The organism is Echinicola rosea (assembly GCF_005281475.1).
In the GTDB taxonomy this organism is placed as follows: domain Bacteria; phylum Bacteroidota; class Bacteroidia; order Cytophagales; family Cyclobacteriaceae; genus Echinicola; species Echinicola rosea.
The window spans coordinates 3,472,545-3,496,687 of sequence record NZ_CP040106.1 but is presented as its reverse complement, the minus strand read 5'-3'; the positions used below and the strand labels follow the sequence as shown (position 1 = coordinate 3,496,687).

General features: G+C 43.0%; 25 protein-coding genes. 14 read left to right on the top strand and 11 right to left on the bottom strand.

What is annotated here, in order from left to right; translation table 11 throughout:
- Positions 1 to 163 precede the first annotated feature (163 nt).
- Complete coding sequence (gene pckA / locus FDP09_RS13935; protein WP_137403248.1) at positions 164 to 1,762, top strand: phosphoenolpyruvate carboxykinase (ATP); 1,599 nt, start codon at positions 164 to 166, stop codon at positions 1,760 to 1,762.
- Between the two features lie 33 nt (positions 1,763 to 1,795).
- Here the strand turns inward: pckA and FDP09_RS13930 are convergent, their stop codons facing one another.
- Positions 1,796 to 2,065: a hypothetical protein gene (locus tag FDP09_RS13930; protein ID WP_137403247.1), complete on the bottom strand. Its 270-nt coding sequence runs from the start codon at positions 2,063 to 2,065 to the stop codon at positions 1,796 to 1,798.
- Between the two features lie 162 nt (positions 2,066 to 2,227).
- Here FDP09_RS13930 and FDP09_RS13925 point away from each other — a divergent pair, with 162 nt between their 5' ends.
- Complete coding sequence (locus FDP09_RS13925) at positions 2,228 to 2,665, top strand: peptidylprolyl isomerase (RefSeq protein ID WP_137403246.1); 438 nt, start codon at positions 2,228 to 2,230, stop codon at positions 2,663 to 2,665.
- A 50-nt stretch (positions 2,666 to 2,715) separates the two neighbouring features.
- Here FDP09_RS13925 and FDP09_RS13920 read toward each other — a convergent pair whose 3' ends face one another.
- The 4 genes from FDP09_RS13920 to FDP09_RS13905 form a co-directional block, all read right to left on the bottom strand.
- The gene (locus FDP09_RS13920; RefSeq protein ID WP_137403245.1) at positions 2,716 to 4,002 is read right to left on the bottom strand and encodes a NupC/NupG family nucleoside CNT transporter; all 1,287 of its coding nucleotides are present in this window, start codon (positions 4,000 to 4,002) and stop codon (positions 2,716 to 2,718) included.
- 124 nt (positions 4,003 to 4,126) lie between these two features.
- Positions 4,127 to 4,732 (bottom strand): bifunctional nuclease family protein, encoded by a 606-nt coding sequence (locus FDP09_RS13915; RefSeq protein ID WP_137403244.1) that lies wholly within the window; start codon positions 4,730 to 4,732, stop codon positions 4,127 to 4,129.
- A gap of 6 nt (positions 4,733 to 4,738) precedes the next feature.
- Complete coding sequence (locus FDP09_RS13910) at positions 4,739 to 5,704, bottom strand: electron transfer flavoprotein subunit alpha/FixB family protein (protein ID WP_137403243.1); 966 nt, start codon at positions 5,702 to 5,704, stop codon at positions 4,739 to 4,741.
- Between the two features lie 33 nt (positions 5,705 to 5,737).
- Positions 5,738 to 6,475: an electron transfer flavoprotein subunit beta/FixA family protein gene (locus tag FDP09_RS13905; protein WP_137403242.1), complete on the bottom strand. Its 738-nt coding sequence runs from the start codon at positions 6,473 to 6,475 to the stop codon at positions 5,738 to 5,740.
- Between the two features lie 491 nt (positions 6,476 to 6,966).
- On the opposite strand from FDP09_RS13905, the gene FDP09_RS13900 reads away from it, so the two are divergent.
- A complete protein-coding gene (locus FDP09_RS13900) occupies positions 6,967 to 7,302 on the top strand; it encodes a tetratricopeptide repeat protein (protein ID WP_137403241.1) in 336 nt (111 codons plus the stop codon).
- A 46-nt stretch (positions 7,303 to 7,348) separates the two neighbouring features.
- Here the strand turns inward: FDP09_RS13900 and FDP09_RS13895 are convergent, their stop codons facing one another.
- Together FDP09_RS13895 and dnaB are read right to left on the bottom strand one after the other, a co-directional pair.
- Positions 7,349 to 8,347 (bottom strand): zinc-binding dehydrogenase, encoded by a 999-nt coding sequence (locus FDP09_RS13895; protein WP_137403240.1) that lies wholly within the window; start codon positions 8,345 to 8,347, stop codon positions 7,349 to 7,351.
- Positions 8,348 to 8,555: 208 nt separating this feature from the next.
- Positions 8,556 to 10,154 carry a replicative DNA helicase gene (dnaB, locus tag FDP09_RS13890; protein ID WP_137403239.1) on the bottom strand — a complete coding sequence of 533 codons (1,599 nt, stop codon included), beginning with the start codon at positions 10,152 to 10,154 and terminating at the stop codon, positions 8,556 to 8,558.
- 290 nt (positions 10,155 to 10,444) lie between these two features.
- Between dnaB and FDP09_RS13885 the strand changes: the two genes are divergently transcribed.
- Positions 10,445 to 10,723, top strand: coding sequence for a hypothetical protein (locus tag FDP09_RS13885; RefSeq protein ID WP_137403238.1), 279 nt, complete (start codon positions 10,445 to 10,447; stop codon positions 10,721 to 10,723).
- 156 nt (positions 10,724 to 10,879) lie between these two features.
- Here FDP09_RS13885 and FDP09_RS13880 read toward each other — a convergent pair whose 3' ends face one another.
- Positions 10,880 to 11,161 (bottom strand): hypothetical protein, encoded by a 282-nt coding sequence (locus tag FDP09_RS13880; RefSeq protein WP_137403237.1) that lies wholly within the window; start codon positions 11,159 to 11,161, stop codon positions 10,880 to 10,882.
- 701 nt (positions 11,162 to 11,862) lie between these two features.
- Here FDP09_RS13880 and gap point away from each other — a divergent pair.
- From gap to FDP09_RS13865, 3 genes are all read left to right on the top strand, one after another.
- Positions 11,863 to 12,870: a type I glyceraldehyde-3-phosphate dehydrogenase gene (gene gap / locus FDP09_RS13875; protein ID WP_137403236.1), complete on the top strand. Its 1,008-nt coding sequence runs from the start codon at positions 11,863 to 11,865 to the stop codon at positions 12,868 to 12,870.
- 6 nt (positions 12,871 to 12,876) lie between these two features.
- Positions 12,877 to 13,389 (top strand): YdeI/OmpD-associated family protein, encoded by a 513-nt coding sequence (locus FDP09_RS13870; RefSeq protein ID WP_137403235.1) that lies wholly within the window; start codon positions 12,877 to 12,879, stop codon positions 13,387 to 13,389.
- A 97-nt stretch (positions 13,390 to 13,486) separates the two neighbouring features.
- Complete coding sequence (locus FDP09_RS13865) at positions 13,487 to 14,374, top strand: cation diffusion facilitator family transporter (protein WP_137405037.1); 888 nt, start codon at positions 13,487 to 13,489, stop codon at positions 14,372 to 14,374.
- 36 nt (positions 14,375 to 14,410) lie between these two features.
- Here FDP09_RS13865 and arfB read toward each other — a convergent pair whose 3' ends face one another.
- Entirely contained in the window at positions 14,411 to 14,824 is a 414-nt protein-coding gene (arfB, locus tag FDP09_RS13860) for an alternative ribosome rescue aminoacyl-tRNA hydrolase ArfB (protein WP_229683364.1), read from the bottom strand.
- 4 nt (positions 14,825 to 14,828) lie between these two features.
- Positions 14,829 to 15,701: an AraC family transcriptional regulator gene (locus FDP09_RS13855; protein ID WP_137403233.1), complete on the bottom strand. Its 873-nt coding sequence runs from the start codon at positions 15,699 to 15,701 to the stop codon at positions 14,829 to 14,831.
- Between the two features lie 196 nt (positions 15,702 to 15,897).
- Between FDP09_RS13855 and FDP09_RS13850 the strand changes: the two genes are divergently transcribed.
- The 7 genes from FDP09_RS13850 to FDP09_RS13820 all read left to right on the top strand — a co-directional run bounded on the left by FDP09_RS13850 (position 15,898) and on the right by FDP09_RS13820 (position 22,608).
- Positions 15,898 to 17,211 carry an L-fuconate dehydratase gene (locus FDP09_RS13850; RefSeq protein ID WP_137403232.1) on the top strand — a complete coding sequence of 438 codons (1,314 nt, stop codon included), beginning with the start codon at positions 15,898 to 15,900 and terminating at the stop codon, positions 17,209 to 17,211.
- A 183-nt stretch (positions 17,212 to 17,394) separates the two neighbouring features.
- Positions 17,395 to 18,150 carry an SDR family NAD(P)-dependent oxidoreductase gene (locus FDP09_RS13845; protein ID WP_137403231.1) on the top strand — a complete coding sequence of 252 codons (756 nt, stop codon included), beginning with the start codon at positions 17,395 to 17,397 and terminating at the stop codon, positions 18,148 to 18,150.
- A 317-nt stretch (positions 18,151 to 18,467) separates the two neighbouring features.
- Positions 18,468 to 19,325, top strand: coding sequence for a fumarylacetoacetate hydrolase family protein (locus tag FDP09_RS13840; protein ID WP_137403230.1), 858 nt, complete (start codon positions 18,468 to 18,470; stop codon positions 19,323 to 19,325).
- Positions 19,326 to 19,401: 76 nt separating this feature from the next.
- Entirely contained in the window at positions 19,402 to 20,229 is an 828-nt protein-coding gene (locus tag FDP09_RS13835; protein WP_137403229.1) for an amidohydrolase family protein, read from the top strand.
- An 11-nt stretch (positions 20,230 to 20,240) separates the two neighbouring features.
- Entirely contained in the window at positions 20,241 to 20,573 is a 333-nt protein-coding gene (locus FDP09_RS13830; RefSeq protein WP_137403228.1) for an L-rhamnose mutarotase, read from the top strand.
- Positions 20,574 to 20,677: 104 nt separating this feature from the next.
- Positions 20,678 to 21,043: a BlaI/MecI/CopY family transcriptional regulator gene (locus tag FDP09_RS13825; RefSeq protein ID WP_137403227.1), complete on the top strand. Its 366-nt coding sequence runs from the start codon at positions 20,678 to 20,680 to the stop codon at positions 21,041 to 21,043.
- Between the two features lie 2 nt (positions 21,044 to 21,045).
- Complete coding sequence (locus FDP09_RS13820) at positions 21,046 to 22,608, top strand: M56 family metallopeptidase (RefSeq protein ID WP_137403226.1); 1,563 nt, start codon at positions 21,046 to 21,048, stop codon at positions 22,606 to 22,608.
- A 184-nt stretch (positions 22,609 to 22,792) separates the two neighbouring features.
- Here FDP09_RS13820 and FDP09_RS13815 read toward each other — a convergent pair whose 3' ends face one another.
- On the bottom strand, positions 22,793 to 24,139 hold the full coding sequence (locus tag FDP09_RS13815) for a DUF5074 domain-containing protein (protein WP_137403225.1): 1,347 nt from the start codon (positions 24,137 to 24,139) through the stop codon (positions 22,793 to 22,795).
- Positions 24,140 to 24,143 lie beyond the last annotated feature (4 nt).

Sequence of the window (24,143 nt, the reverse complement as noted above, 5' to 3'; positions counted from 1 at the left end):
CATCATGATTTCCATCATTTCCCGTACATCCTATATGTGCAAAAAGCCCTACGAAATCGTTTGAAAACCGACATTTCTATCCTTTTTTGGAAGTAATCATCTCCAATTCTTATATATTTGTACCAATTCCTTTTAAGTAATACCCAAATAACTTTAGAGATTTATGATCAGTAAAACACACCCTGTTACTGACCTGCTAGCACTCCATGGACAACTGGATAATGGTCAGGTAAAACTTAACCTCACACCTGCTGAGCTCATCGAACATGCCCTTTCTGGACAAGAAGGTTGGCTTGCTGACACCGGTGCCCTAATGGCTTATACTGGTAAATTTACCGGTAGATCCCCTAAAGACCGTTACATCGTAGCAGACAATGCCACCAAAGGAAACATCTGGTGGGGAGAAATCAATATTCCATTTCAGGAAACTCACTTTGATCAGCTTTTGGGAAAAATGATCTCATACCTCAGGCACAGAACTTTATTTGCACGGGATGTTTATGCAGGTGCAGACAGTCGATACCGACTAAACATCAGGGTTTACAACACCTTGGCTTGGCACAATCTCTTTTGTCATAACATGTTCTTAAGACCTGAAAAAGATGAAATTGAAGACCAAAAGACGGATTTCACGATCATCTGCGCGCCAGAATTCGAAGCTGACCCAACCTTGGACGGGACAAGGGGGAAAAACTTCACCATCATTAATCTCACCAAAAAAATCATCTTGATAGGGGGAACAGGCTATACAGGCGAAATCAAAAAGGGAATCTTCTCGGTGTTAAATTACCACTTGCCTTTGAAGGAGAATGTCCTCTCCATGCATTGCTCGGCCAATATCGGTAAGAATGGAGACACAGCATTGTTCTTTGGCCTTTCTGGTACAGGAAAAACCACCCTATCTGCTGATCCGAATAGAAACTTAATAGGAGATGATGAACACGGTTGGACGAATAATGGTGTTTTTAACTTTGAGGGCGGTTGTTATGCAAAAGTAATCGACCTTTCTAAAGAAAAAGAACCTGAAATTTGGAATGCGATCAAATTTGGCGCAGTGGTAGAAAACACGCGCTTTGAGCAACATTCCAGAACCATCAATTACACGGACTGTAGCGTCACGCAAAATACGAGAACAGCCTATCCACTGTACCATATCCAAAAGGCCATTATCCCTCCACTGGGTACGTTGCCGAAGAATATTTTCTTTCTTACGGCAGATGCTTTTGGCGTGATCCCTCCTATTTCCAAATTAGACACCAATCAGGCCATGTATCATTTTATATCGGGATACACCGCAAAGGTCGCTGGCACCGAAATGGGGATATCCGAGCCTCAAAAAACATTTTCCGCATGTTTTGGGGCTGCTTTCTTGCCTCTTCACCCCACCAAGTACGCATCTTTGCTTGGCAAAAAAATGAAAGACCACAATGTGAACGTTTGGCTGATTAATACCGGATGGACAGGAGGCTCTTATGGCACAGGATCAAGAATGAAGCTTCCTTATACCAGAGCCATGATCACTGCGGTCTTGGAAGGAAAGCTGGACAATGTTACCTTTAAAACCCACGAGGTTTTCAATGTGGCCGTTCCCCAAACCTGTCCTAATGTTCCCAGTGAATTGCTCAATCCACGGGATACTTGGGCCAATCCCTTGGAGTATGACCATAAGGCCCACCAACTTGCCCTGGCCTTTGTAGAAAACTTCAAAAAATACGAGGATTTCGCTTCTACTGAACTAATGAATGGAGCACCAAACATATAAAAAAAGCCCTCCAAATAATTTGGAGGGCTTTTTTTATTCTTCTTGTTTGTCCAATCCGTGCTCTTGCTCAAATTTATTTCTTCTGATCTCAAATCGCTCTAACTCTTCAGTAAGCATATCAAGCGATTCGTTATAGCGGGTATATAGATCTCCCATATTTTTTTCCATGTTTGAAAAATTGAACTCCATGGCATCAAGCTGAAGTTGGGAAGCTTTTTCTATCAAAGCCACCTGGCTATGCTTTAGGTCATCCAATAACCTCAAAGCCCGGTCCATCTTCTCTAACTTTTCTCTGTTATTCATGATTAAATAAGTTTGGTTATAGATAATATAATCAAAAAACACACCAAAATAAATTGAATGGTATTTTTTTGGTAAAAAACATACTATTTAAGCTAAACACACCAATATTAATCTGTAATCGTCACAGGAAGATTTACTATATTTGCCTTAAATAATTATTACATGAAAACAGCAGAAATAGTAACTGAAAAAGGAACCATGAAAGTGGAGTTTTACGAAAAAGACGCTCCCAACACGGTTAAGAATTTTATTGACCTATCACAAAAAGGCTTCTATGATGGGCTTACCTTTCATCGGGTAATTCCAAACTTCGTTATCCAAGGGGGCTGTCCCATCGGGAATGGTGCCGGAGGACCTGGATATACCATTGATTGTGAACTAGATGGTGAAAACCAACACCATGAACGAGGCGTGCTGTCCATGGCACATGCAGGTCGAAACACTGGTGGTTCCCAGTTTTTCGTTTGTCACAGTAGGGACAATACAGCCCACTTGGACAGAAACCATACGTGTTTTGGAAAAGTCGTGGAAGGGCTCGATGTAATCGACCAAATCCGACAAGGAGACAAAATCGAAAAAATCCTCATTTCTGAAGATTAATAGGCATGGTCCAAAAAAGCCTGAAGAAATTATTTTTTTCAGGCTTTATTTTAGCTAAACAACATTCCTGCAATCGTCGCAGTCATCATGCAAGCGAGCGTGGCTGCCAATAGTGCATGCATTCCTAACTTTGAAAGATTGCCTTGCTGACCCGGTGCTATACTTCCGATTCCTCCCACCTGTATCGCTATCGAACTAAAATTAGAAAATCCACAAAGTGCATAGGTAGCGATAATGATTGATTTCGGCGAAAGGTCTCCCTCCGCTTTCATGGAAGATAGATCAGAATATGCCACAAACTCATTGATCACGGTCTTCTGTCCCAAAAGTGATCCCACCTGAAGCGTATCCTGCCATTCTACTCCCATCAGCCATGCAAAGACCCTGAAAACTTGACCTAAAATATACTCCAGTGAAAAACCCTCAAACCTCCCATTGGTAGAATTGGTCACAAACTGATTCAGTCCAGTGATATCACCGAAAACGCCAGATAACAAATAATTCAACATGGCAATAACAGCAATAAATGCAAGTAACATCCCCCCTACATTCAATGCCAACTTTAACCCGTCAGCGGCACCTATCGACATAGCGTCAATCAAATTCACGCCCATTCCATCGCTGTTTACTTCCAGCTTGTCGTTCAAGCCCTCCTTATTGGTTTCAGGAATGATCAATTTTGACATGACAATGGCAGCTGGGGCATTCATAATACTTGCTCCCAACAGGTAGGAAGCAAATTTACTTTGCTCAGCGGGATTATCTCCCCCTAAAAATGCCACGTAGGCAGCCAAAACCCCTCCAGCAATAGTAGCCATCCCCCCAGTCATTAAACACATCAATTCAGAACGGGTCATGGTAGCTATAAAAGGCCTTACCAAAAGCGGTGCCTCGGTCTGGCCTAAAAATATATTGCCCGCTGCGGAAAGACTCTCCGCACCAGACAACTTCATGGTACGGGTCATCACCCATGCGATACCGTAAACCACTTTTTGTAATATGCCCAAATAGTAAAGGCCCGCAGACACGGTTGAAAAGAAAATTATTGTAGGCAATACCTGAAATGCAAATATTGTCCCGAATGAATCTGTCGCCAAGTCTCCAAACAGAAATATCGCTCCAGCTTGGGCAAAGCTAAGTAGCTTCACAAAGGCTCCGCTGATGCCCGCAAAAACAGATGCTACAAAAGCTACTTTCGTAATCATAAAACCAAAGATAATTTGTAAGATTACCCCTATTCCTACTAACCTCCAGTCTATTGATTTTCTGCTTGCTGAAAATAGAAACGCTACGCCCAATAGCGCCACTATCCCTATCATTCCTCTTATATAATCCATACACGAAATTTATAGGCCACTTTCATGTCTGACCCTATCAAAAGAAAAGTAAATATAAGGTATTTTGAGGCATGAATGGAAAGAAAAAAACCTGGAACTTAGTCGCCCAGGTTTTTTAATATCGTTAATTTCTCCGGTTTATCTCATCCCTAATGCGAGCAGCCTGCTCGTAATCTTCATTGGTAATCGCCTTATCAAGTAGTTGATTGAGCTTTTCGAGACTATAATCCTTCAGGGGCTCTTGGTTTTTGGATTTGGCAGAGGTAACTTTCTTCTCTTCCGCTTTGGCCTTTCCTCCACTTTTCTCTTCTTCCTCCTCATTGAATTCAATGGCAGCTTCGGACATCACCTTTTTCTCGCAGAATATTGGCGCTTCGAAGCGCACCGCAATCGCAATGGCATCAGAAGGCCTCGCATCAATTTCCACTGTATTCTTGGCACCCTTACAGACAATCTTAGCGTAAAAAACACCCTCTCTCATATCTGATACAAGAATGTGATCCACCGAAAATCCAAAATTACTGGCAAATGACTTAAACAAATCATGGGTCATGGGGCGATTGGGAACAATCTTTTCTATCTCAATGGCGATAGCTTGTGCCTCAAACATCCCTATCACAATAGGAAGCCTTCTCGTCCCAGTGGTTTCTCCCATCACCAGTGTGAATGATCCCGATTGTGAATGATTTGATGATAAACCTAATATTTCTAGTTCAACTGTGTTCTCCACTCGTTTTTATTTTATTGCTTTTAAAGCCTCCGTAAGTTTTGGCAAAATCTCAAAAGCATCCCCTACAATACCGTAATCAGCGGCCTTGAAAAATGGCGCCTCTGGGTCTTTATTAATCACCAAAATGTATTTGGATGCATTTACTCCTGCAAGATGTTGAATAGCACCTGAAATTCCAACTGCCACGTACAAACTTGGCGCTACTTTTACACCTGTCTGTCCTACGTGCTCATGGTGGGGTCTCCATCCGCTGTCAGAAACAGGCTTGGAACATCCTGTGGCCGCTCCCATCGCCTTGGCGAGATCTTCAATTAGGTTCCAGTTTTCTGGCCCCTTCAGACCGCGGCCCCCAGAAACGACGATATCTGCCTCTGGCAATGAAATCTCGTCAGTTGCTTTATCGGTAGAAGTGATCTTGGCAGCAAAATCACCTTCCGCCAATGCGACCTCTAACGTTTCCACAGCTGCATCTGCCCCGTCGGATTTTAAGGCAACTGCATTTTTCTTGACCGCTAAAATCTTATTATCAGTTGTAATCACCGTATCGGTAAAGGCCTTTCCAGTGTATATACTTCTTCTTACTTTATAGCCTCCATCTTCTTCTGGTAAAGCGACTACATTAGAAGCCAATCCAGCCTTTAGCTTTACTGACAGCCGGGCTGCCACAGCATCTCCCAAAGAAGATTTGGCCAGTACCAAAGTATCAGCTCCTGATTGCTCAAACGCCTGGCCCACGGCACTAGCATGCGCTTGAATCACTCCATCATTGAGTTTTTCGTCCGCTACATGCAGTACTTTTTTTGCCCCTGCAGAACCTGCTTTGGCCAAGGCGCTGTCCTCTATTTTTCCCAGTGCCACTGCCACTACTTCCTTTCCTTCTTTTTCACCAAGGGCACTGGCGTAGGATACCGCCTCTAATGATGTTTTCTTAATTGCACCTTCAGTGTGCTCTATATATACTAAAATGGACATATTGTGTTCAAATTTAAAATCAAAGGATTATAATTATAGGACCTTAGCGTCGTTTTGTAGCAAATTCACCAATTCTTCGACATTATCTTTATCGATAAGCTTAACGGACCCTTTTGCAGGTGGAAGCTCATATCCCACTGTTTTTGTAGCAGCTTCATCACTGACTGGATCCACCACATTCAGTGGCTTGCTTCGGGCTGACATGATCCCACGCATATTAGGAATCTTCCATTCTGCTATAGGCTCTTGACAACCTGCCACAAAAGGAAGTTTCACTTCTAAATATTCCTTTCCTCCTTCTATTTCCCTTGCGATACTGGCCACATCACCTTCTAGGTCCAGCTTCATTACGGGAGAGACAGAGGGCATTCCTAGCATTTCAGCTACCATACCATGCACCATACCGCCATTAAAATCAATAGACTCTCTTCCCATGAGGATCAGGTCATATCCTCCTTCCTTGGCATAATGTGCAATTTGGCTCGCCACAAATAGTGAGTCAGAAGGAAATGAATTCACCCTTATTGCTTCGTCTGCACCGATTGCCAAAGCTTTACGCAAAGTGGGTTCAGTCTCTGCCTCTCCTACATTGAGCACCGTGAGGCTTCCACTCGATTGGTCACGGAGTTCTACAGCTCTTGCCAGAGCATAGTCGTCGTATGGGCCTATAATAAATTGGACACCAGTCTTATCAAACTTGGTGTTATCATCTGTAAATTGAATTTTGGATGTGGTATCCGGTACATGTGTAATACAAACCAGAATTTTCATATATTTTATTTTAATAAGTGGTCAATAATGTTTCTTCGCAGAAATTTAATGTAGCTGTTATAATTCACTAAAAACAGCCGATTCCAAATGTCAAAATGATTGCCCTATCATCTCTTCTCAATGATATAACGTGCTTTTTCCAAGTATAATTTCATAGGACGGTAGCATGAAAAGTGGACTAGTCCATAAACCTTGTGTGTAATTACTTTCCTAAAGCCCGGGATCCTTTTTTGGAATGTCCAAAAATAAAAAAAAGGCTGTTCAATACCTATCCCGAATGAATTGATTTTGGCTATCGACCATAATTAATGGTTATACCTCAGCAATGACTACATACTGCCTGACCAATCCCCATACCTTTATTCAGGCCTGAAGGGCTTTCCAAATCAATGGAGCATAAAAAACGTAATCCTCCTAAACGGTAAGATCCTTTCAAAACCTCTATTTTACCTTATATTTGCACGTTACCATCATTGAAGAACATACAGCTTATGGCGAGTGCATCACGAATCGAATTATTGCAGCAATTTATAAAAGATGAACCCGACAATCCATTCAACCTCTATGCCCTGGCACTGGAATATCAAAACAGTGATATGAATAAAGCGGTAAGTTATTTTGATCAACTGTTGGACAAGCACCCAGAATACCTTCCTACCTACTTCCATGCCGCAGCTGCAAATGCAGACATGGAGGAAATAGAAAAGGCACTTTCTATCTACAAATCAGGAATCGAGCTTGCCGAAACCCAAAATGATCAGCACGCACTAAGAGAGCTCAAAAATGCCTTTCAAAATTTCTTGTTCGAAAATGACCTTGATGAATAACTTGCTGAAAAGAAAGGATAAGGGTAAATCCAAGTGACATCAAACGTTACATTTTGACCACAATTTTCCCCGTTTGCTTTCCTGCTGCCATTCGCTCGAAGGCCTCCACAGCATTCGAAAATTCAAAGACCTTGTCCACTACGGGAGAAATCCCTTGCTCAGCGACATACTTCACCATACCTTCAAAATCCCTATCACTTCCCATCGTAGTACCCTGAATGGTCAATTGGTTCCAAAAGACCCGTCTTGCATCCAGCATCGGAGGATTACCGAGCGTGGCTCCATAAAAAACCAATTTGCCACCAGGACGCAATGCTTTGATCAGGTCGGAAAAAGTCTCGCCCATGGCCGAATCGATGATCAATGCAAATCCGTCTGTTTTATCCACCGCTTGCTGAACCCACTCCTCATCGTTATAATTGAATCCTCCTGAAACACCCAGCTCCAATGCTGTTTTTAACTTTTCATCACTCCCGCTGGTCACATAAACTTCCGCACCTGCGGCGATACCATATTGTGCTGCAAACTGGGCCACTCCTCCTCCGAAACCGGTAACCAAGATTTTCATATCAGGCTTTACCGACCCATGATAAAAAACCGCCCGAAATGCTGTCAAGCCTGCCAACGGCAATGCCGCTGCTGCTTCAAATGACAAATGATCGGGCTTTTGGCATAACCTGGAGGCATCTACTTGCACATATTCTGCAAGTGTTCCATTGCTTGGCATTCCGAGGATTTGAAATGCTGAAGACTGTACAGCCTGATCCTCTCCCCAAAAATTGGCCGCATTGATAATGACCTCCTTGCCAAGCCAACTTTTGTCCACCTTTTCACCTACTTCCTCTACTACTCCTGCACCGTCAGATCCCAAAATGATTCCATTTTTGATATTGGGGTACTTCCCTTGACGACACCACTCATCTCGGTGGTTTAAAGCTGCAGCCTTTATTTTCACTTTGACCTCTTCAGGCTTTAAGTGAGGTAATGCCACATCTTTAATAGTGATTCCGGATGCATTCTCCTGATCTAAAACAAGTCCTTTCATAGTCGGTTATTTATTAATTGGTTTTTGGCAAATGGCGCATCCCTGCACTATAATCCGTCCTGTAAATGGGCTCATCAGCACGTCAGCAATGCCATAATTATTACTAAAAGAAACCGAGGTACTTCCGAAGGAAGTCATTGGTATTTTTGATCCAAGCCGAAGGTAATCCTAATCCCAACAGAAGGTGTTCCTGAGCGTAGCCGAAGGACTAGAAAGGAGCAGGCTCATTGCTCCCCATACCTCCGGGGAAGCCATCCTCCTCATCTGGACCATTGGCTTTACTCTGGATCCTGATCATGTTCGAATCGTCAAATCCCTTTCCACCCGCAGCACTTGGAAATTTATTGCCATACATAGCTTCCTGGCCTTGTGGCTGGTAAGGTACATTCAGGTCCAAGTCCGTAAACTTGGTATATTTACCAATAAACCGCAGCTTGACGGTCTCCAAAGAGCCACTCCGGTGCTTGGCAATAATCACCTCTCCTGTCCCCATGGTACTGTTGCCTTCTTCATCCTCGTTGATACCATAGTATTCTGGACGATACAGGAACATGACAATATCCGCATCCTGTTCGATCGCTCCAGATTCCCTCAGATCGGACAACTGTGGCCGCTTGTCTCCTCCTCGTGTTTCCACTGCCCTTGACAGCTGTGAAAGGGCAATCACTGGTACTTCAAGTTCCTTTGCAATTTTCTTAAGTGCTCTAGAAATACTGGAAATCTCCTGCTCACGGTTACCGCTTGCACTGGCCTTGGAATCACCAGACATTAGCTGAAGGTAGTCAATTACGATCATCTGGATATCACTCTGGGCCTTCAGTCGGCGACATTTTGCACGAAGCTCCAAAATGGACAAGGCCGGCGTATCATCCACAAACAAAGGCGCCGAAGAAAGCTTACTTGTCTTATGGATCAGCTGCTCCCATTCATAATCGGCCAAATTTCCTTTTTTGATCTTCTCCGAGTCCAATTCTGCTTCTGAAGAAATCAGACGGTTTACCAACTGGACCGCTGACATCTCCAGGGAAAATATGGCCACTGGTCTGCTATGGTCCACGGAGGCATTCCGAAGTACAGAAAGCACGAAAGCCGTTTTACCCATCGCAGGACGGGCAGCTATAATGACCAAATCTGATTTTTGCCATCCTGAAGTCACCCTATCCAAAGCCGTAAAGCCACTCGGCACACCAGTAAGCCCATCAGCGAGGTCTTTCTTACCTTCCAGCTCCGTAATAGCCTCACGCATAATGGATTTCATGTCAGCGTAATTCTTTCTGATATTGTTCTCGGACACCTCAAACAGCGATTGTTCCATGGTATCCAACAGCTCAAACACGTCCGTCGTCTCCTCATAGGCCTCTTTTTGAATTTCAGAACAGATGCGGATCATATGACGCTTCATCGCCATCTCGGTGATGATCCGAGCATGGTATTCAATATTGGCTGCGGAAGAAATCTTTGAGGTCAGTTCGGTGATGTAGTAAGCCCCTCCTGCCACCTCAAGCTTTCCATTCTTTCGGAGCTTGTTGGTTACGGTAAGCAAATCAATCGGTTCACTTTCGTTAAAAAGTTGTAAGATGGCATCATAGATTTCCCGGTGGGCATCTTTATAAAAACTGTCCGGCTTAAGAATATCCACCACGGCAGTGATCGCTTCTTTTTCCAGCATCAATGCGCCAAGCACGGCCTCTTCCAAATCGATAGCCTGCGGGGGAATCTTTCCTACGCCGCCTACCATATTTTGCTCTAAGTTGTTTTTTCTCCGGAGCGGATTGCGCTCCCTTCCTGCGGTGTTTCTCTCTGCCATAGTAACAAATGTAAGGGCTTTACATCAAACATTTTAAACATTTTATTCACCTCGTTATCAACACTTTTGTAAGCTTCTATTGATCAACAAGTTGCAAATAAAACCTATTGATGCTGGCCGTAACTCCACATATATAACACAAATTAACCTATAAAAGTAAAAAATACCACCTTCACGGTATTCCATAAGTCACTGAATTGCAGTATCTTTATTTTAAATTACAACACACTGTCACGATCATATTAATATTAATTATCAACCACAACAGGTGTAACAAACTGTATTTTTCTATGTTAAAATTCTCGGAACGGGAAATGCTTATGAAAGGGAAAAGTAAATTGAAAATGTTGGCAATTATCCTGTGTGGAATGCTGATGATGGTATTTCCGGGAAGAGTGGATCATGCTTTTAAAAACCTCGGAATTAAAGAACTAAGGCCAGGTACAATTTTAAAGGAAATCGCCATAAGCCGCCTTCCACTGCATGTACCAAGGTCTTTGGCTACTTCCCATACCAAGGTGAACGTCGATTCCAGCAGCACTAAAGAAGAATGTACTTGCCTATTATAGTCCTTATCTTTAGATACCAAAAAAGAAGTACCCAAAACAGCTAATGTAGTTGAACAACATAGACACATAGGGCACAGTAGAATAGGCTGCTAGTTGTAAAACTTAAACCCGCATTCAATGCCGTTTAGTTAAGGGGGTTTCCTTCTTTTCATATACCTAAAAGTCCTTTTTTTGATCGACTTTGGCTGGGGAAACCTGATCATCCTGGTGGATTTTATCCTTTTCCTTTTTTCCATTGATGAAAAAAGAAAGAAAAAAAGCTAGGCCGGTGGTATGCCTTTTAAAATGGAACATGGATTTACCCTGCGACCGAGATCCGTCACCCATTTTAATTTCCACCCGATGGCTACGACCTAAAAGTGAGTGGGTCTCGCTGTTCCACGACGCGAGCCAACTCCCTTTCTTAACGGCCTCCACCATCGGCTGGAAAACAGGCATACCAAGGGCCGTAATAAGGAAGCGATACCTTTTTTGGCTCAGGGGGGCTTATAGTTCCGGCTCAACTTGGTTACTTAAGAAAATATACCACTACTTGGAATAATGATGATAATGTATCCATAAGAAACTTATTAATCGGATCCGCCTTGCAGGTATTGGGCGTTAAGAAATTATAAAGCGAGTGGGCAAAAAGGCAGGCTTGTTTGACGAAATACTAGCCAAAAAGAATGTTGGCAGCTAAAGAAGGTTTACCTGGCTTTAAATAGGCCTGCTTCGCTTTAGACAGGAGGAGTTTGCCTGCATGAGGGAAGGTTTTAATTTTAGCCCAATAGCTGCACACCTGTGCGCCGTGGCGTAGCGTCGGGGTTTTTGGGTTACTTTTTTGACCTGAAGCAAAAAAGTGACAAAGCTAAAGGGATGAAGACCATCTTCGAATTTAGCAGAAAAATAATAGAACCAATATTTCCAAATTCACACTAACTAAACGACATTGATAAAACGGGTTAAAAATATCAGTGAAAATCTGCCTAATCAGCGTTATCGGCGTTCCATCATTATTCAAAAAAGCTATATTTTCTATTTTCCAAAGGGGTGAAATACAATACCTCCTCCAAATCACCAATGGTTTGTAGTCAATATGACGGTTCTTTCGTAATTTCACTCTCCCGTAATATATAAAGGACCCAAATTAGATGAAGAGCATGACCAAAGTCAATGTGGCCATAAATGGCTTCGGGCGGATCGGCCGCTATGTATTTAAGTTACTCCAGCAACATTCCGATATCAATGTAGTCGCCATCAATGACTTGATGGACAACACCAACTTAGCGCACTTGCTCAAGTATGATTCCGTCCATGGAAAATTTCAAGCAGAAATCATCCCCCAAACAAATTCCCTTCTTGTAAACGGCAACAACATTCACATCTATGGAGAGAAATCACCCAAAAAGCTTCCTTGGAAAGAACTGGATGTGGACATTGTCCTCGAATGTACTGGACGATTTGTAGAAAAGGAAAAAGCAGAAGACCACCTTAAGGCCGGTGCCAAACGTGTCATTATCTCCGCCCCGGCGTTGGGAGATGTGCCCACTGTCGTGCTCGGCGTGAACGATGATATCCTTACACAAACCGACCCTATCGTCTCCAATGCCTCCTGCACTACCAACTGCCTGGCACCTATGGTCAAGGTATTAGAGGAGCATTTTGGTATTGAAAAGGGTTTTGTCTCCACAGTCCATTCTTACACGGCCGACCAAAACCTACAAGACGCACCGCACCGAGACCTAAGGAGGGCACGTGCTGCGGCCTGTTCCATCATCCCCACCACCACAAATGCCGCTAAGGCTGTTGAGCTGGTCATCCCCGAAATTAAAGGAAAACTCCACGCCATGGCTTATAGAGTGCCCGTTCCGGATGGATCGCTTACCGAAATGAATGTGCTGCTAAAAAGAGCCACCACCAAGGAAGAAATCAACAAAACCATGTTTGAAGCAGCCAATACGAGCATGAAGGGGTATATTGAATACACAGAAGACCCTTTGGTGTCGGTGGACATCATCGGAAATCCCCATTCCTGTATTTTCGATGCCAGCCTCACCGAGGCCAATGGCGCCCTTATCAAAATCATCGGCTGGTATGATAATGAGTCAGGTTATGCAAACCGAGTAGTAGATCTCATTGGAAAAATCAGTCTTTTTGACCAAAATTAAACACTCATGAAGTCCATCAGTACCACTTTGGAAAAATTCGACTCCAACCTTTGGCAATACCACTTGCCGGTACCTGATGATGTGGCCACTGTTTTTATAGAAGGAGGTGACCGACGGGTAATCTGTGAAATCGCCACTTTCCGTTTTCATGCCGCACTCATGAAAAGTAAGGATTATTGGTTTATTCTGCTCAATTCCTCCCTTAGGGAAAAACTCGGCATCCAAGAGAGGGAAAAAGTGAACATCAATATCGAAAAAGACCGGTCTGAGTTTGGTCATGACATGCCTGAGGAACTGCAAGTTCTCCTTGACCAAGATGAGGAAGGGAACAAGTATTTTCGCTCACTGACCATGGGCAAGCAAAGAAGCTTGGTTTACATCGTCACCAAGGTAAAAAGCAGTAACAGCCGATTGAACAAGGCCCTTGCCATCGTGCAACACCTAAAAGAAGTAAAGGGTGCCTTGGATTTTAAAATGCTCCATGAAAAAATCAAGTATTATAACAACTTGGGCAAATGACGGTTTGCACTTTATTCTTTTACAATTTCCTTTTCTGCAACTGTGTTAATACCATTTCGTGCTAGTTTTGTACAGCACCAATGAAAAGAAACACCGTATGTCGCACCATCACCATCACCATGGACACCAAAACATTAAGCTGGCGTTTTTTCTAAATCTGAGCTTTACCGTTTTGGAATTTTTCGGCGGGTTATACGTCAACAGCGTTGCGATTATCTCGGATGCACTCCACGATTTGGGCGATAGCCTTTCATTAGGACTTTCGTGGTACCTTGCCCGTAAGGCAAATAAAAAAGCAACCCAAACGTTCACCTTTGGATACAAAAGGTTTTCCCTTCTAGGTGCATTGATAAACGGGCTTATCCTGTTTGCAGGATCGCTCTTTATCATCAAAGAAGCAGTCACCCGCATCATCCACCCAGAACCATCGGATGCACAAGGCATGATGATCTTTGCCATCATCGGTGTATTGGTCAATGGATTTGCTGCTTATCGCTTGAGCCATGGAAAGACCTTGAACGAAAAAGTGATTTCGTGGCATCTTTTGGAAGATGTACTGGGTTGGGCGGCTGTGCTGGTGGCTTCTATCGTGATGCTTTTTGTCGATACCCCCTATATTGACCCTGTACTTTCCCTACTGATCACCTTATATATCCTTTGGAATGTCATCAAAAGACTGAAAGAAACCCTAATGATTTTCTTACAGGCCAGCCCCAGTGAAATCAATGAAAAAGAAATCAAAGGAAAGTTACTCCAACTTCACCATGTCCAATCCCTTCACCATGTCCACATCTGGTCACTGGACGGTGAAAAACACGTCTTCACTGCTCATATTAAGCTCAAAGAAGTACAGGGCTTAGATGAAGTACTCGCACTAAAGAAGACCTTAAAAAAAATCCTCAAGGATTACCCCTTTTCCCACCACACCATCGAGGTGGAACTCCCAGGTGAGCAATGTGCCATGGAGCCAATGGAAAAAGACTAACGTGTTCCGGTATAGCTGTAGTTTTTTATATTTAGACTACAGCTTCTTCCTCCACTGCTTCTTCTCTCCTTTTCGTTTTTTATTGTCAAGGCGTTTTTTTACAGCGGCTTTGGTAGGCTTGGTAGGTTTACGCTTTTTCTTTCTGATAAATACCTTGCTGATCAGTTGACCGAACTTATGTAGTGCCAAGGTTTTATTTTGTAGCTGCAACCGGCTTTCCTGCACCACCACTTGGATATGGCCGTCGGCATTGAGTTTTGGTCCTAGCTGCTCCAGCACGCGGTCTTTTTCTTTTTCTGTAAGGATTTTCGAGCCCTTAACGTCAAAAATCAACTGTACCTTGGTGTTGACCTTATTGACATGTTGCCCTCCTGGACCACCGCTCTTGGCAGTCTTGAAAGTTATCTCATTGCTAAAATCCAAACGGGAAATCTGTGATGCCGTCCGCATAATACTATCGGTGTTTTTTGTGTTTTTTGAGGTACTCTGAAGGGGAAATATCCATCACATTTTTGAATTGTCTGTTAAAGTTGGACAAGTTATTGAACCCACATTCATACCCTACTTCTGAAATATTCAACCGCTCTTCAATCAGCAACTTGCAGGCATATCCTACCCTGATCTCATTGAGAAATTTGGAATAGGTCTTTTTGGTGGACTTCTTGAAGTACCGGCAAAATGCCGTGGGGTTAAGGTGTACCAATTCGGCTACTTCTTCCAAGGAAATGCTACGCTTAAAATTATTAAACGTAAAAGAAAAAACCTTATCCACCCGGTCATCACCCGTAATGTGTAGTGGAAATGTAAAGCCATCCGTGCTCAGGATTTCATAGTCCTTTTCCTCCGATAATTGAGCTAAAAATTCCATGAGCTTTACCAGCTTTTGAATGCCTTCCAGCACAGACAGTTCTTTAAATATCTCCAGAGCATAATGGCAAATATCACCCGTAAACTTTATCCCCTGATTGGCCCTATCAAGGAGTGAGCGAATGTCTTTCATCTCAGGCAACATCAAAAAGTCCTTTCCTGCAAAATCCTTTTTAAAATGAATACTATATGCCTCCGCACTTCCTTCTATTTTGGAAGAAAAATATTCCGGGTCGTTTTGCCAAAGGTGGGGGAGATTTTCTCCAATCAGAATCAAATCCCCTTCTTTAAATTGCTCGATGTTGTCCCCGATAAACCTAGTGCCACTGCTCTTAGTAATGTACACCAGCTCCAGTTCACTATGATAATGCCAGACATCCAAAAAGTAGGGATAGGAATGCCGCGCAACCATAAATGAACGACCAAAAGGACTTTTTCTTTCTAATAACTTGGCTTTCATAATTACTGGGTGAGTAGTAAGTTCCAACAATAAAGAACACTCAATTATACAAATATTATCATTCACAAACAATAAAAATAAAACTAACGCAAAAATAGTATTATATATAACCAATTTTAATGTAGCAATAAACAACTCAAACCTCCAACTTGCATACCTATTTTATAGGAACCTTAAACCTATCAACGTTATATAGATGAGCATTAAAATCACCGACTATCAAGTCAAAGACATTCGATTTCCTACAAGCAAAGAAAAACATGGCTCAGACGCCATGAATCCAGATCCGGATTATTCTGCTGCCTATATCATTCTAAAAACCAACCAACCTGACCTGGAAGGACATGGACTCACTTTTACGATTGGCCGTGGCAATGAAATCTGCTGTGCAGCACTGGAAGCGATTGCCCACCATGTGATCGGAAAAGACCTTACCGACCTTACCAAAGACATGGGAGCATTCTGGAGATCCGTCAACAGCGATAGCCAGATCCGTTGGCTAGGCCCTGAAAAAGGCGTAGTCCATCTGGCCACAGGTGCCTTGGTAAACGCGGTTTGGGACCTTTATGCCAAAGAGGAGAAAAAACCGCTTTGGAAACTGTTGGGAGATATGTCCCCCGAAGAACTGCTGTCGTGCATCGACTTCACCTATATCACCGATGTGCTCACCAAGGAAGAAGCCCTCGCTATATTGAAGGATACTGCCGAGGGAAAACAAGAACGAATAAAGTACCTCGAAGAGCACGGCTATCCAGGATACACCACTTCTGCAGGATGGCTAGGGTACACGGATGATAAAATCAGAAGACTGTGTCGCGAAGCCAAACAAGAAGGCTGGAAGCACATTAAAATGAAAGTTGGGGCCAACTTGCAAGACGATATCCGACGGGCTGGGATTATCAGGGAAGAAATCGGCAACGACATGTACCTGATGATGGATGCCAACCAACGATGGGAAGTATCTGAAGCCATTGAAAACATGAAAGAATTGGCTAAATTTAATCCGTTATGGATAGAAGAGCCTACTAGCCCGGACGATATTCTTGGCCATAAAGCCATTGCAGATGCGGTGCATCCGATTTTGGTGGCTACTGGGGAGCATTGCCAAAACAGGGTGATCTTCAAACAGCTAATGAAAGCAAGAGCGCTGCAGATCTGCCAGATCGATAGCTGCCGTGTTGGAGGGGTCAATGAAAACTTGGCCATCATGCTCATTGCCAAGAAATTTGACATCCCAGTCTGCCCTCACGCGGGGGGTGTGGGACTATGTGAATATGTCCAGCATCTGTCAATGGTAGATTATATTTCTATCAGTGGCACTATGGAAGGCCGGGTAATCGAATACGTCGATCACCTACACGAACACTTCATTGACCCAGTAGTCATAAAAAATGGCCGTTACCAAGCTCCCAAATTACCGGGCTACAGCATTGAAATGAAAGCAGATTCGTTAGCGGAATATGATTTTGCCGCGGGACCAGTCTGGAACGAAGCACCCGCAAAGGCCTAAACCCGGAACCAATAATTCCAGATATGCAGAAAATAAACGGTATTGAAACTGGAAAATGCATTTGATAATCTACTACGGGTGCATTAAACGGTAAAGACCGCCAAAAATTTTCAGCATCCCACAGGATAGGTATTCGGGTTAAACTGATTAGTTTTCCAACACAACAATGGAATAAAAACAATTATGAAAGATAAAACTATTTTGATCACCGGCGGTGCCAGTGGCATTGGCTTGGCCATGACCACCCGCTTTGCCGAAGAAGGCGGAAATGTTTACTTTATAGATTACGACCAAAAATCAGGAGAATCGGTCGCCGAAGAATTAAAGGGAAAAGGCTATCAAGTCACTTTTTTGCAAGGGGATGTTTCCAAGACCGCAGAAATGAAAGAGCTTATCTCCCCTATTTCAGGATCTATAGATGTACTGGTCAATAACGCAGGAATCTCCCATGTGGGAAATTTGGAAAATACTGGCGAAGAGGATTTTGACCGGCTCTATCAAGTCAATGTAAAAGGCATTTACAATTGTAGCCTGGCCGCCCTTCCCAAGATGAAAGAAAAAGGAGGCTCCATTATCAACATGGCATCCGTGGCATCCACTATGGGCTTGCCTGACCGCTTTGCCTATTCCATGACCAAAGGCGCTGTCTTTGCCATGACGCTTTCCATGGCGCGCGATTATGTCGAATATAATATCCGTGTAAACAGCATTGCGCCAGGTCGTGTTCACACACCATTCGTGGACGGTTTTTTGGCAAAAAACTATCCCGGAAAGGAAACGGAAATGTTTGACAAATTGGCGGCTACACAACCTATCGGAAGAATGGGCAAACCAGAGGAAATTGCCGCGATGGCCGTTTACCTAAGTTCTGATGAGGCGTCTTTCTTAACTGGTGGAAACTACCCCATTGACGGAGGGTTTGTAAACTTGAAAATGTAGCTTCGGATGCGCTCAACTGGAAAGCTTTCGGATACGCGCAGCTAGGAAGTTTTCGGGTACGCTTAACTGGAAAGCTTATGGATGCACTAGGACATTAAATTATCGACCTTGCTTCGCTAGCAAATAGTCTGCTGCCCAAAGCTGCCAAAGGAAGATATCTGCTCAGCCTGATGAAGGGATGCTTTTTGCCCCGTACCATGAAGAGCTGATCGAGTAGGCAATACAGTTGTTTAAAATTTGATAATCCTGAACTGACATAAAAGGGACTGGCAATCTCCGATAAAAAATATAGCAATTACGTAACCTAAAAACTACACATGAAATTATTACGATTTGGAAATCCTGGAAAAGAAAAACCAGGTATTGAAAAAGCCAATGGAACACGAATAGACTGCAGTGCTTTCGAGGAAGATTGGACAGAGGACTTTTTGGACAATGATGGCCTAAACAGACTGGCCACTTGGCTGGAAAACAACGAAGCCAGCTGCCCGGAAATCAGCGGGGATGTCCGCCTTGGCCCTCCTATCAAGCGCCCATCCAAAATCATCTGCATCGGACTGAATTATTCCCTTCATGCCAAGGAGAGCGGCATGGACGTCCCTAAGCAGCCTGTGATCTTTATGAAGGCTACTTCTTCCCTTTGTGGTCCAAATGATGATATCATCATTCCACGCAACTCTGAAAAAACCGACTGGGAAGTAGAACTTGCCGTGATGATCGGAAAGAAAGCCAGTTATGTCGATAAAGACAAAGCTATGGACTATGTGGCAGGCTATTGCTTGCTTAATGATGTTTCGGAGCGTGACTTCCAACTGAACCATGGCGGACAGTGGGTCAAGGGAAAAAGCAATGACCACTTCTCACCGCTCGGGCCATATTTGGTCACAAAAGATGAAATCAAGGATCCGCACAACTTACGGCTGTGGCTGAAGCTAAACGGTAAAATGCTTCAGGACAGCAATACTTCCGACCTGGTTTTTGACATTCCTACTTTGGTGAGCCACCTAAGCAATTACATGACACTGCTTCCGGGCGATATCATCTCTACCGGAACACCTGCCGGGGTAGGCCTCGGCCTCAATCCACCTACTTACTTGAAAGAAGGAGATGTAGTGGAACTGGGGATCGACGGATTGGGAACTTCCAGCCAAAAAGCCGTGAACTATAAAGGATAGTTCACGCTATCACTTTGCCCGTCAGTCGAAAGATTGGCGGGCTTCTTTTACCAACCCAAAACCCTACAAGAACAATATGAAAATCGATTCCCATCAGCACTTTTGGAAATATAATGTAGAAAAACATGCCTGGATAGACGACAGCATGAAGGCCATACAGCGAGACTTTTTGCCTGCAGACCTGAAGCCGCTCTTGGACAAGGAAGAAATTGATGGAACCGTGGTGGTCCAGGCTGACGAATCATTGGAAGAAAACACATTTTTGTTGGACTTGGCAACTGAATATCCTTGGATCAAAAAAGTAGTGGGCTGGGTGGACCTATGCTCAGAAAACATCTTGATGGACCTTGAAAAGTATGCCCAAGAACCTAAATTGACGGGATTCCGGATGATCCTACAAGGCCAGCCACCTGAGCTGATGGCAGCACCTCCCTTCAGAAAGGGGATCGGCCATCTTGAGAAATTCGGCTACACCTATGACATCCTCATTTTTCCCCACCACCTGGAAGAGGCCATTGACCTGGTGGACCAATTTCCCCGACAGCCCTTTGTAATCGACCATATCGCCAAACCGTATATCAAAGATGGCAAAATAGATGAATGGGCATCTAAAATGAAGGTATTGGCAGAAAGAGAGCATGTTTTCTGTAAAGTTTCCGGCATGGTCACAGAAGCAAATTGGAGCCAGTGGACCAAAGAGGACTTGAGACCATACCTGGATGTGGTTTTTGAAGCTTTTGGCACCAAAAGATTGATGTTTGGGAGTGACTGGCCAGTGGCGCAAGTAGCAGCAGAATACCCATTAAACGTCTCCATCATCAAAGATTACATCCAACATCTAAGCCTTAATGAACAAGCCGACATCATGGGGAATACGGCTTCAGCATTTTATAATATTAAATAAATCACCTATAGATGTCAAAGAGATACACCATGGCGCTGGACCTGAAAAACGATCCAACGCTAATCGCAGAATACGAAAAATACCATCAAGCCGTCTGGCCGGAAATCCAAAAGAGTATCAGGCAGGCAGGTATTCACATGATGGAAATCTATCGGTGGGAAAATCGGCTCTTTATGATCATGGAAACAGACGACACTTTTTCCTTTGACCAAAAAGCCAAAATGGATGCAGCCAATCCGAAAGTGCAGGAATGGGAAGACCTCATGTGGACTTACCAACAAGGGCTTCCCGGTGTAGCAGAAGGTGAAAAATGGCAAGTGATGAAGAAGATTTTTGAGCTTTAAAGCATCATCAGGAGGTAAAACGTTTTTTATTTTAAACTAACCGAATAGTTGATTTTTTTGAATTTTATCTCTACATTTATAGAACAACCTCTAAAAACATAGAAATGAAATTATCCGCCAGTGAAGAGCAATTGATGAATTACCTCTGGAAAATGGAAAAGGCATTTATGAAAGACCTGCTCCATGCTTATCCCGACCCAAAGCCTGCAACAACTACCGTGGCAACGCTGTTAAAAAGGATGACAGCCAAAAACTTTGTTGCCTACAAGACCTATGGTAATTCAAGGGAATACTATCCTCTAATAAAAAAAAACACTTATTTCGGCTATCATGTAAAGGGTTTGATCAGGAACTTCTTTGACGGCTCACCTGCTAAGTTTGCCTCCTTCTTTACATCAGAAACAGGTATGACCGAGGATGAATTAGAAGACCTCAAAAAACTCATTGACCAACAACTTAAACACAAATAGCCATGATTGTTTACCTTATCAAGTCGTCCGTTAGTCTATTGATCTTTTATGCGGTGTACCGAATATTTCTTTCAAAGGAAAGGATCTATAAGTTAAACCGATGCTACCTGATCTGCAGCTTGATTATTTCTTTTATGGCTCCGCTTTTTCATTCTCCCTTTGTATCCACTCCCGAACTCAAACAAATCCCTGTCCTAGTGGAACCCAACTCCAATGCCCCTATTCAGGTAAAAATTCCCTATCAGCGTCCCATAACACCAGAACAATCCCCTTCTGCACCTATCATCTCCGCTGAACAATTGTTTATGTTTATTTATGGATGTTGCCTGGTGATTTTCCTATCGCGTTTTGCAATAGGGATATGGAGCTTTTGTAAGCGGATCAAATCCCGTCAAACATTCCACCAAGAAGGAGTCAAGATAGTAATGGATACTGATAAAGATACTCCTTTTACATTTTTTAATTATGTCTTTGTAAATGCCGACGAATTTAAAAATAAGCAATTGGATGAGCGGATATTCCATCATGAGATAACTCATGCTAAACAATGGCACAGCCTTGATATAGTGTTCATTGAGCTATTGAGCGCTGTTTTTTGGTTCAACCCCATCCTACATTTTTACAAAAAAGCCATTCAGTTAAATCACGAGTATTTGGCTGATGAATCCGTAAACCGTCAATTTGGTGACATTAACAGTTACCAGCTCCTTTTACTTTCCTATACCGACCAACAGCATCCATACCGATTTGCAAGTTATTCTAAATATTCACTTACCAAAAACAGATTGAAGATGATGTACAAAACCAAAAATAAAACCAGCATACTTTTAAAAGCCCTTATTGCTATCCCTCTGTCCTTGGGGTTAACGGTACTTTTCAGCATGAAACCGCAAGAATCCAAACCAACTTTTCAACCTAATTTAATTATACAGAAAGATGGTGGACAAGCCGATTATCTGAGAGAATACAAAATGCACTATCAGCGTTTTGAAAATCTTATGGATAAAAATGGCAAGGTAGATAACCGCGAAATAGACATTGACCGCATGAGGCAATTATGGGACTTAATGTCCAATAGACAAAAAGAAAAAGCTCCTAAAATGAGCGGTATTCCTGCACCTCCGATCATGGACAAAAAACATCCCACAAACTTCCAACTGAAAGAATGGAGAACCAACCCAGAATATATGGTTTGGGTGGACAGACAGCGCATTTCAAAAAGCGAATTGAACGAATATAAAAAGGAAGACATTGCCATGTGGTATTACCGAAGAAACTATATGAAAACCAGCGGAGAAAAATATGATTATGAAATCGAGGTCCATCTAATGACCAACAATGAATTTTATTGGGTCTATTTCCTCAACAAAACAGGATATGACGAAGTTTCCGTCTATAAAAAAGCCCTTCAAATCTATCATGAACACCAAAAACATCCCAAAAAATACGATGGACAATTGGGCGGAAAACGCAGTGAACTACAGCAAATCTATGGCAATATCCCCCAATGGAAAAAAGAAAAATACCATGTCAAGCCCCCGTCTATAGCACTCACTGACCAGTAAATTCCGTTTAAAACCCAACCAGAACTACTAAATGGAAAATGTTTTATAAGCCTGCCTTTTTGTCTTCCCGCTCCTTTAGTTTCTTAACGCTCAATAACTAAAAGTGAAGCCGCAATGTTTAATCGGTGCGGCTTCACTTTATACATATTCGTTAGCTTGGTGTTTTTTCCAACCTTACATCCGTTCATTCATAGTCATAGGTAAAGAAAATACCGGCCGGGAAGTTGGTATAATTTTTATAGTTCTTGGCCAATATTGCCTCCTCGCCACTGAAATCAAACACACTGATATCATTGATTAAATAGTTTAACCCATAGCCTTTAAGTGTATTAAAATATACTTCTCCGGTTTTTGGATTAACCGCCAAGTTATTATAAACGATATTAGCATCCTCCACATGATCCTTTACATCGGTCATGAAATCAGTCGTATTGTTTGAAAACACATGTCGGTAAATGGTGGTAGATGCATTGCTGAAATACAAGGTATCACCTTTTGCACTGATGGCCGGAGTGGCTCCCCAACCCGCCCCAAGGTTGATTTCTGATATTTCATTGGTCTTAACTACCGAATAATCAGAAGCATTGATCTTATGGATTTTGGAAGGAGAGCCTGAAGTGGACACCCAAATGTGGTCATCCGAAGATTTGAGCACGCCAGTGACTGTTGCCTCAAAAGTAATGGTATAGCTCACTTGGCTTACTCCCTTTTCGATCACCATTACCGATTTTCCCCCCGGCACAAAAAGCTTTTCCCCCACTACTGCCATTCTATTTTTTATGGCACCTTTAGAACCTTCAACTAAGGCCAAAGCTCCCGTGGAAGGCTTGAATAAATGGATCCCATTATTGTCTCTGATGAATATATCATCTGCTCCTAGCGTGGCTACATGACTAGGCCATGAAAGGCTCGAAAGCTCTTCCTGATAGGCCGTCTGCTTATGCAGGGTCTCCGCATCAGCAACCACCAGAATACCATCGCCACCGTTGGAATTCCCATTTTGGGAAATGATATACATGGATTCATCAGCAATAAACAAGTCTTGGGCCACATTGCCCAGCGCTGTTCCATTAGCCTTTATATAAACACTGTCTGTTATATAGCCCTTTGGAGAAACAAAGACAAGGGTACCATTTTCAGTTGTCATGTTTCCTTCGTTAAGGATAAAGGTACCAAACCTGTATTTCCCATATACTTCCACTTCGCGAGAATCGCTCGCCTCACCATCTGGATTTTCTATGGTGAGCATGATCACATGGGCGCCCATTTCTTCCGTAAAAAACTTAAATGTTTCCTCTTCAGAAACCTTTACTCCATCGACTGACCAGTAAAAGGAACTTTCCAAGTCGCTCTCGACATCTGCATTAAACACTAGTGTATCTCCTTGTGCTATGGCACTCTCATCGGATTCTGCGATGATCGCCGCCTCTGGAAGGGATGGCAAATATTCCTCATCGTCTGCACATGAATACATGGCAAATGTTCCTAGAACCACTGCCCATAACAATCTAAATTGGTCTACATTTTTCATTTTG

Coding starts and splice junctions, on each gene's coding strand:
- pckA (WP_137403248.1), top strand. CDS start 164: ATGATCAGTAAAACACACCCTGTTACTGACCTGCTAGCACTCCATGGA.
- FDP09_RS13930 (WP_137403247.1), bottom strand. CDS start 2,065: ATGAATAACAGAGAAAAGTTAGAGAAGATGGACCGGGCTTTGAGGTTA.
- FDP09_RS13925 (WP_137403246.1), top strand. CDS start 2,228: ATGAAAACAGCAGAAATAGTAACTGAAAAAGGAACCATGAAAGTGGAG.
- FDP09_RS13920 (WP_137403245.1), bottom strand. CDS start 4,002: ATGGATTATATAAGAGGAATGATAGGGATAGTGGCGCTATTGGGCGTA.
- FDP09_RS13910 (WP_137403243.1), bottom strand. CDS start 5,704: ATGTCCATTTTAGTATATATAGAGCACACTGAAGGTGCAATTAAGAAA.
- FDP09_RS13905 (WP_137403242.1), bottom strand. CDS start 6,475: ATGAAAATTCTGGTTTGTATTACACATGTACCGGATACCACATCCAAA.
- FDP09_RS13900 (WP_137403241.1), top strand. CDS start 6,967: ATGGCGAGTGCATCACGAATCGAATTATTGCAGCAATTTATAAAAGAT.
- FDP09_RS13895 (WP_137403240.1), bottom strand. CDS start 8,347: ATGAAAGGACTTGTTTTAGATCAGGAGAATGCATCCGGAATCACTATT.
- dnaB (WP_137403239.1), bottom strand. CDS start 10,154: ATGGCAGAGAGAAACACCGCAGGAAGGGAGCGCAATCCGCTCCGGAGA.
- FDP09_RS13885 (WP_137403238.1), top strand. CDS start 10,445: ATGTTAAAATTCTCGGAACGGGAAATGCTTATGAAAGGGAAAAGTAAA.
- FDP09_RS13880 (WP_137403237.1), bottom strand. CDS start 11,161: ATGCCTGTTTTCCAGCCGATGGTGGAGGCCGTTAAGAAAGGGAGTTGG.
- gap (WP_137403236.1), top strand. CDS start 11,863: ATGACCAAAGTCAATGTGGCCATAAATGGCTTCGGGCGGATCGGCCGC.
- FDP09_RS13870 (WP_137403235.1), top strand. CDS start 12,877: ATGAAGTCCATCAGTACCACTTTGGAAAAATTCGACTCCAACCTTTGG.
- FDP09_RS13865 (WP_137405037.1), top strand. CDS start 13,487: ATGTCGCACCATCACCATCACCATGGACACCAAAACATTAAGCTGGCG.
- arfB (WP_229683364.1), bottom strand. CDS start 14,824: ATGCGGACGGCATCACAGATTTCCCGTTTGGATTTTAGCAATGAGATA.
- FDP09_RS13855 (WP_137403233.1), bottom strand. CDS start 15,701: ATGAAAGCCAAGTTATTAGAAAGAAAAAGTCCTTTTGGTCGTTCATTT.
- FDP09_RS13850 (WP_137403232.1), top strand. CDS start 15,898: ATGAGCATTAAAATCACCGACTATCAAGTCAAAGACATTCGATTTCCT.
- FDP09_RS13845 (WP_137403231.1), top strand. CDS start 17,395: ATGAAAGATAAAACTATTTTGATCACCGGCGGTGCCAGTGGCATTGGC.
- FDP09_RS13840 (WP_137403230.1), top strand. CDS start 18,468: ATGAAATTATTACGATTTGGAAATCCTGGAAAAGAAAAACCAGGTATT.
- FDP09_RS13835 (WP_137403229.1), top strand. CDS start 19,402: ATGAAAATCGATTCCCATCAGCACTTTTGGAAATATAATGTAGAAAAA.
- FDP09_RS13830 (WP_137403228.1), top strand. CDS start 20,241: ATGTCAAAGAGATACACCATGGCGCTGGACCTGAAAAACGATCCAACG.
- FDP09_RS13825 (WP_137403227.1), top strand. CDS start 20,678: ATGAAATTATCCGCCAGTGAAGAGCAATTGATGAATTACCTCTGGAAA.
- FDP09_RS13820 (WP_137403226.1), top strand. CDS start 21,046: ATGATTGTTTACCTTATCAAGTCGTCCGTTAGTCTATTGATCTTTTAT.
- FDP09_RS13815 (WP_137403225.1), bottom strand. CDS start 24,139: ATGAAAAATGTAGACCAATTTAGATTGTTATGGGCAGTGGTTCTAGGA.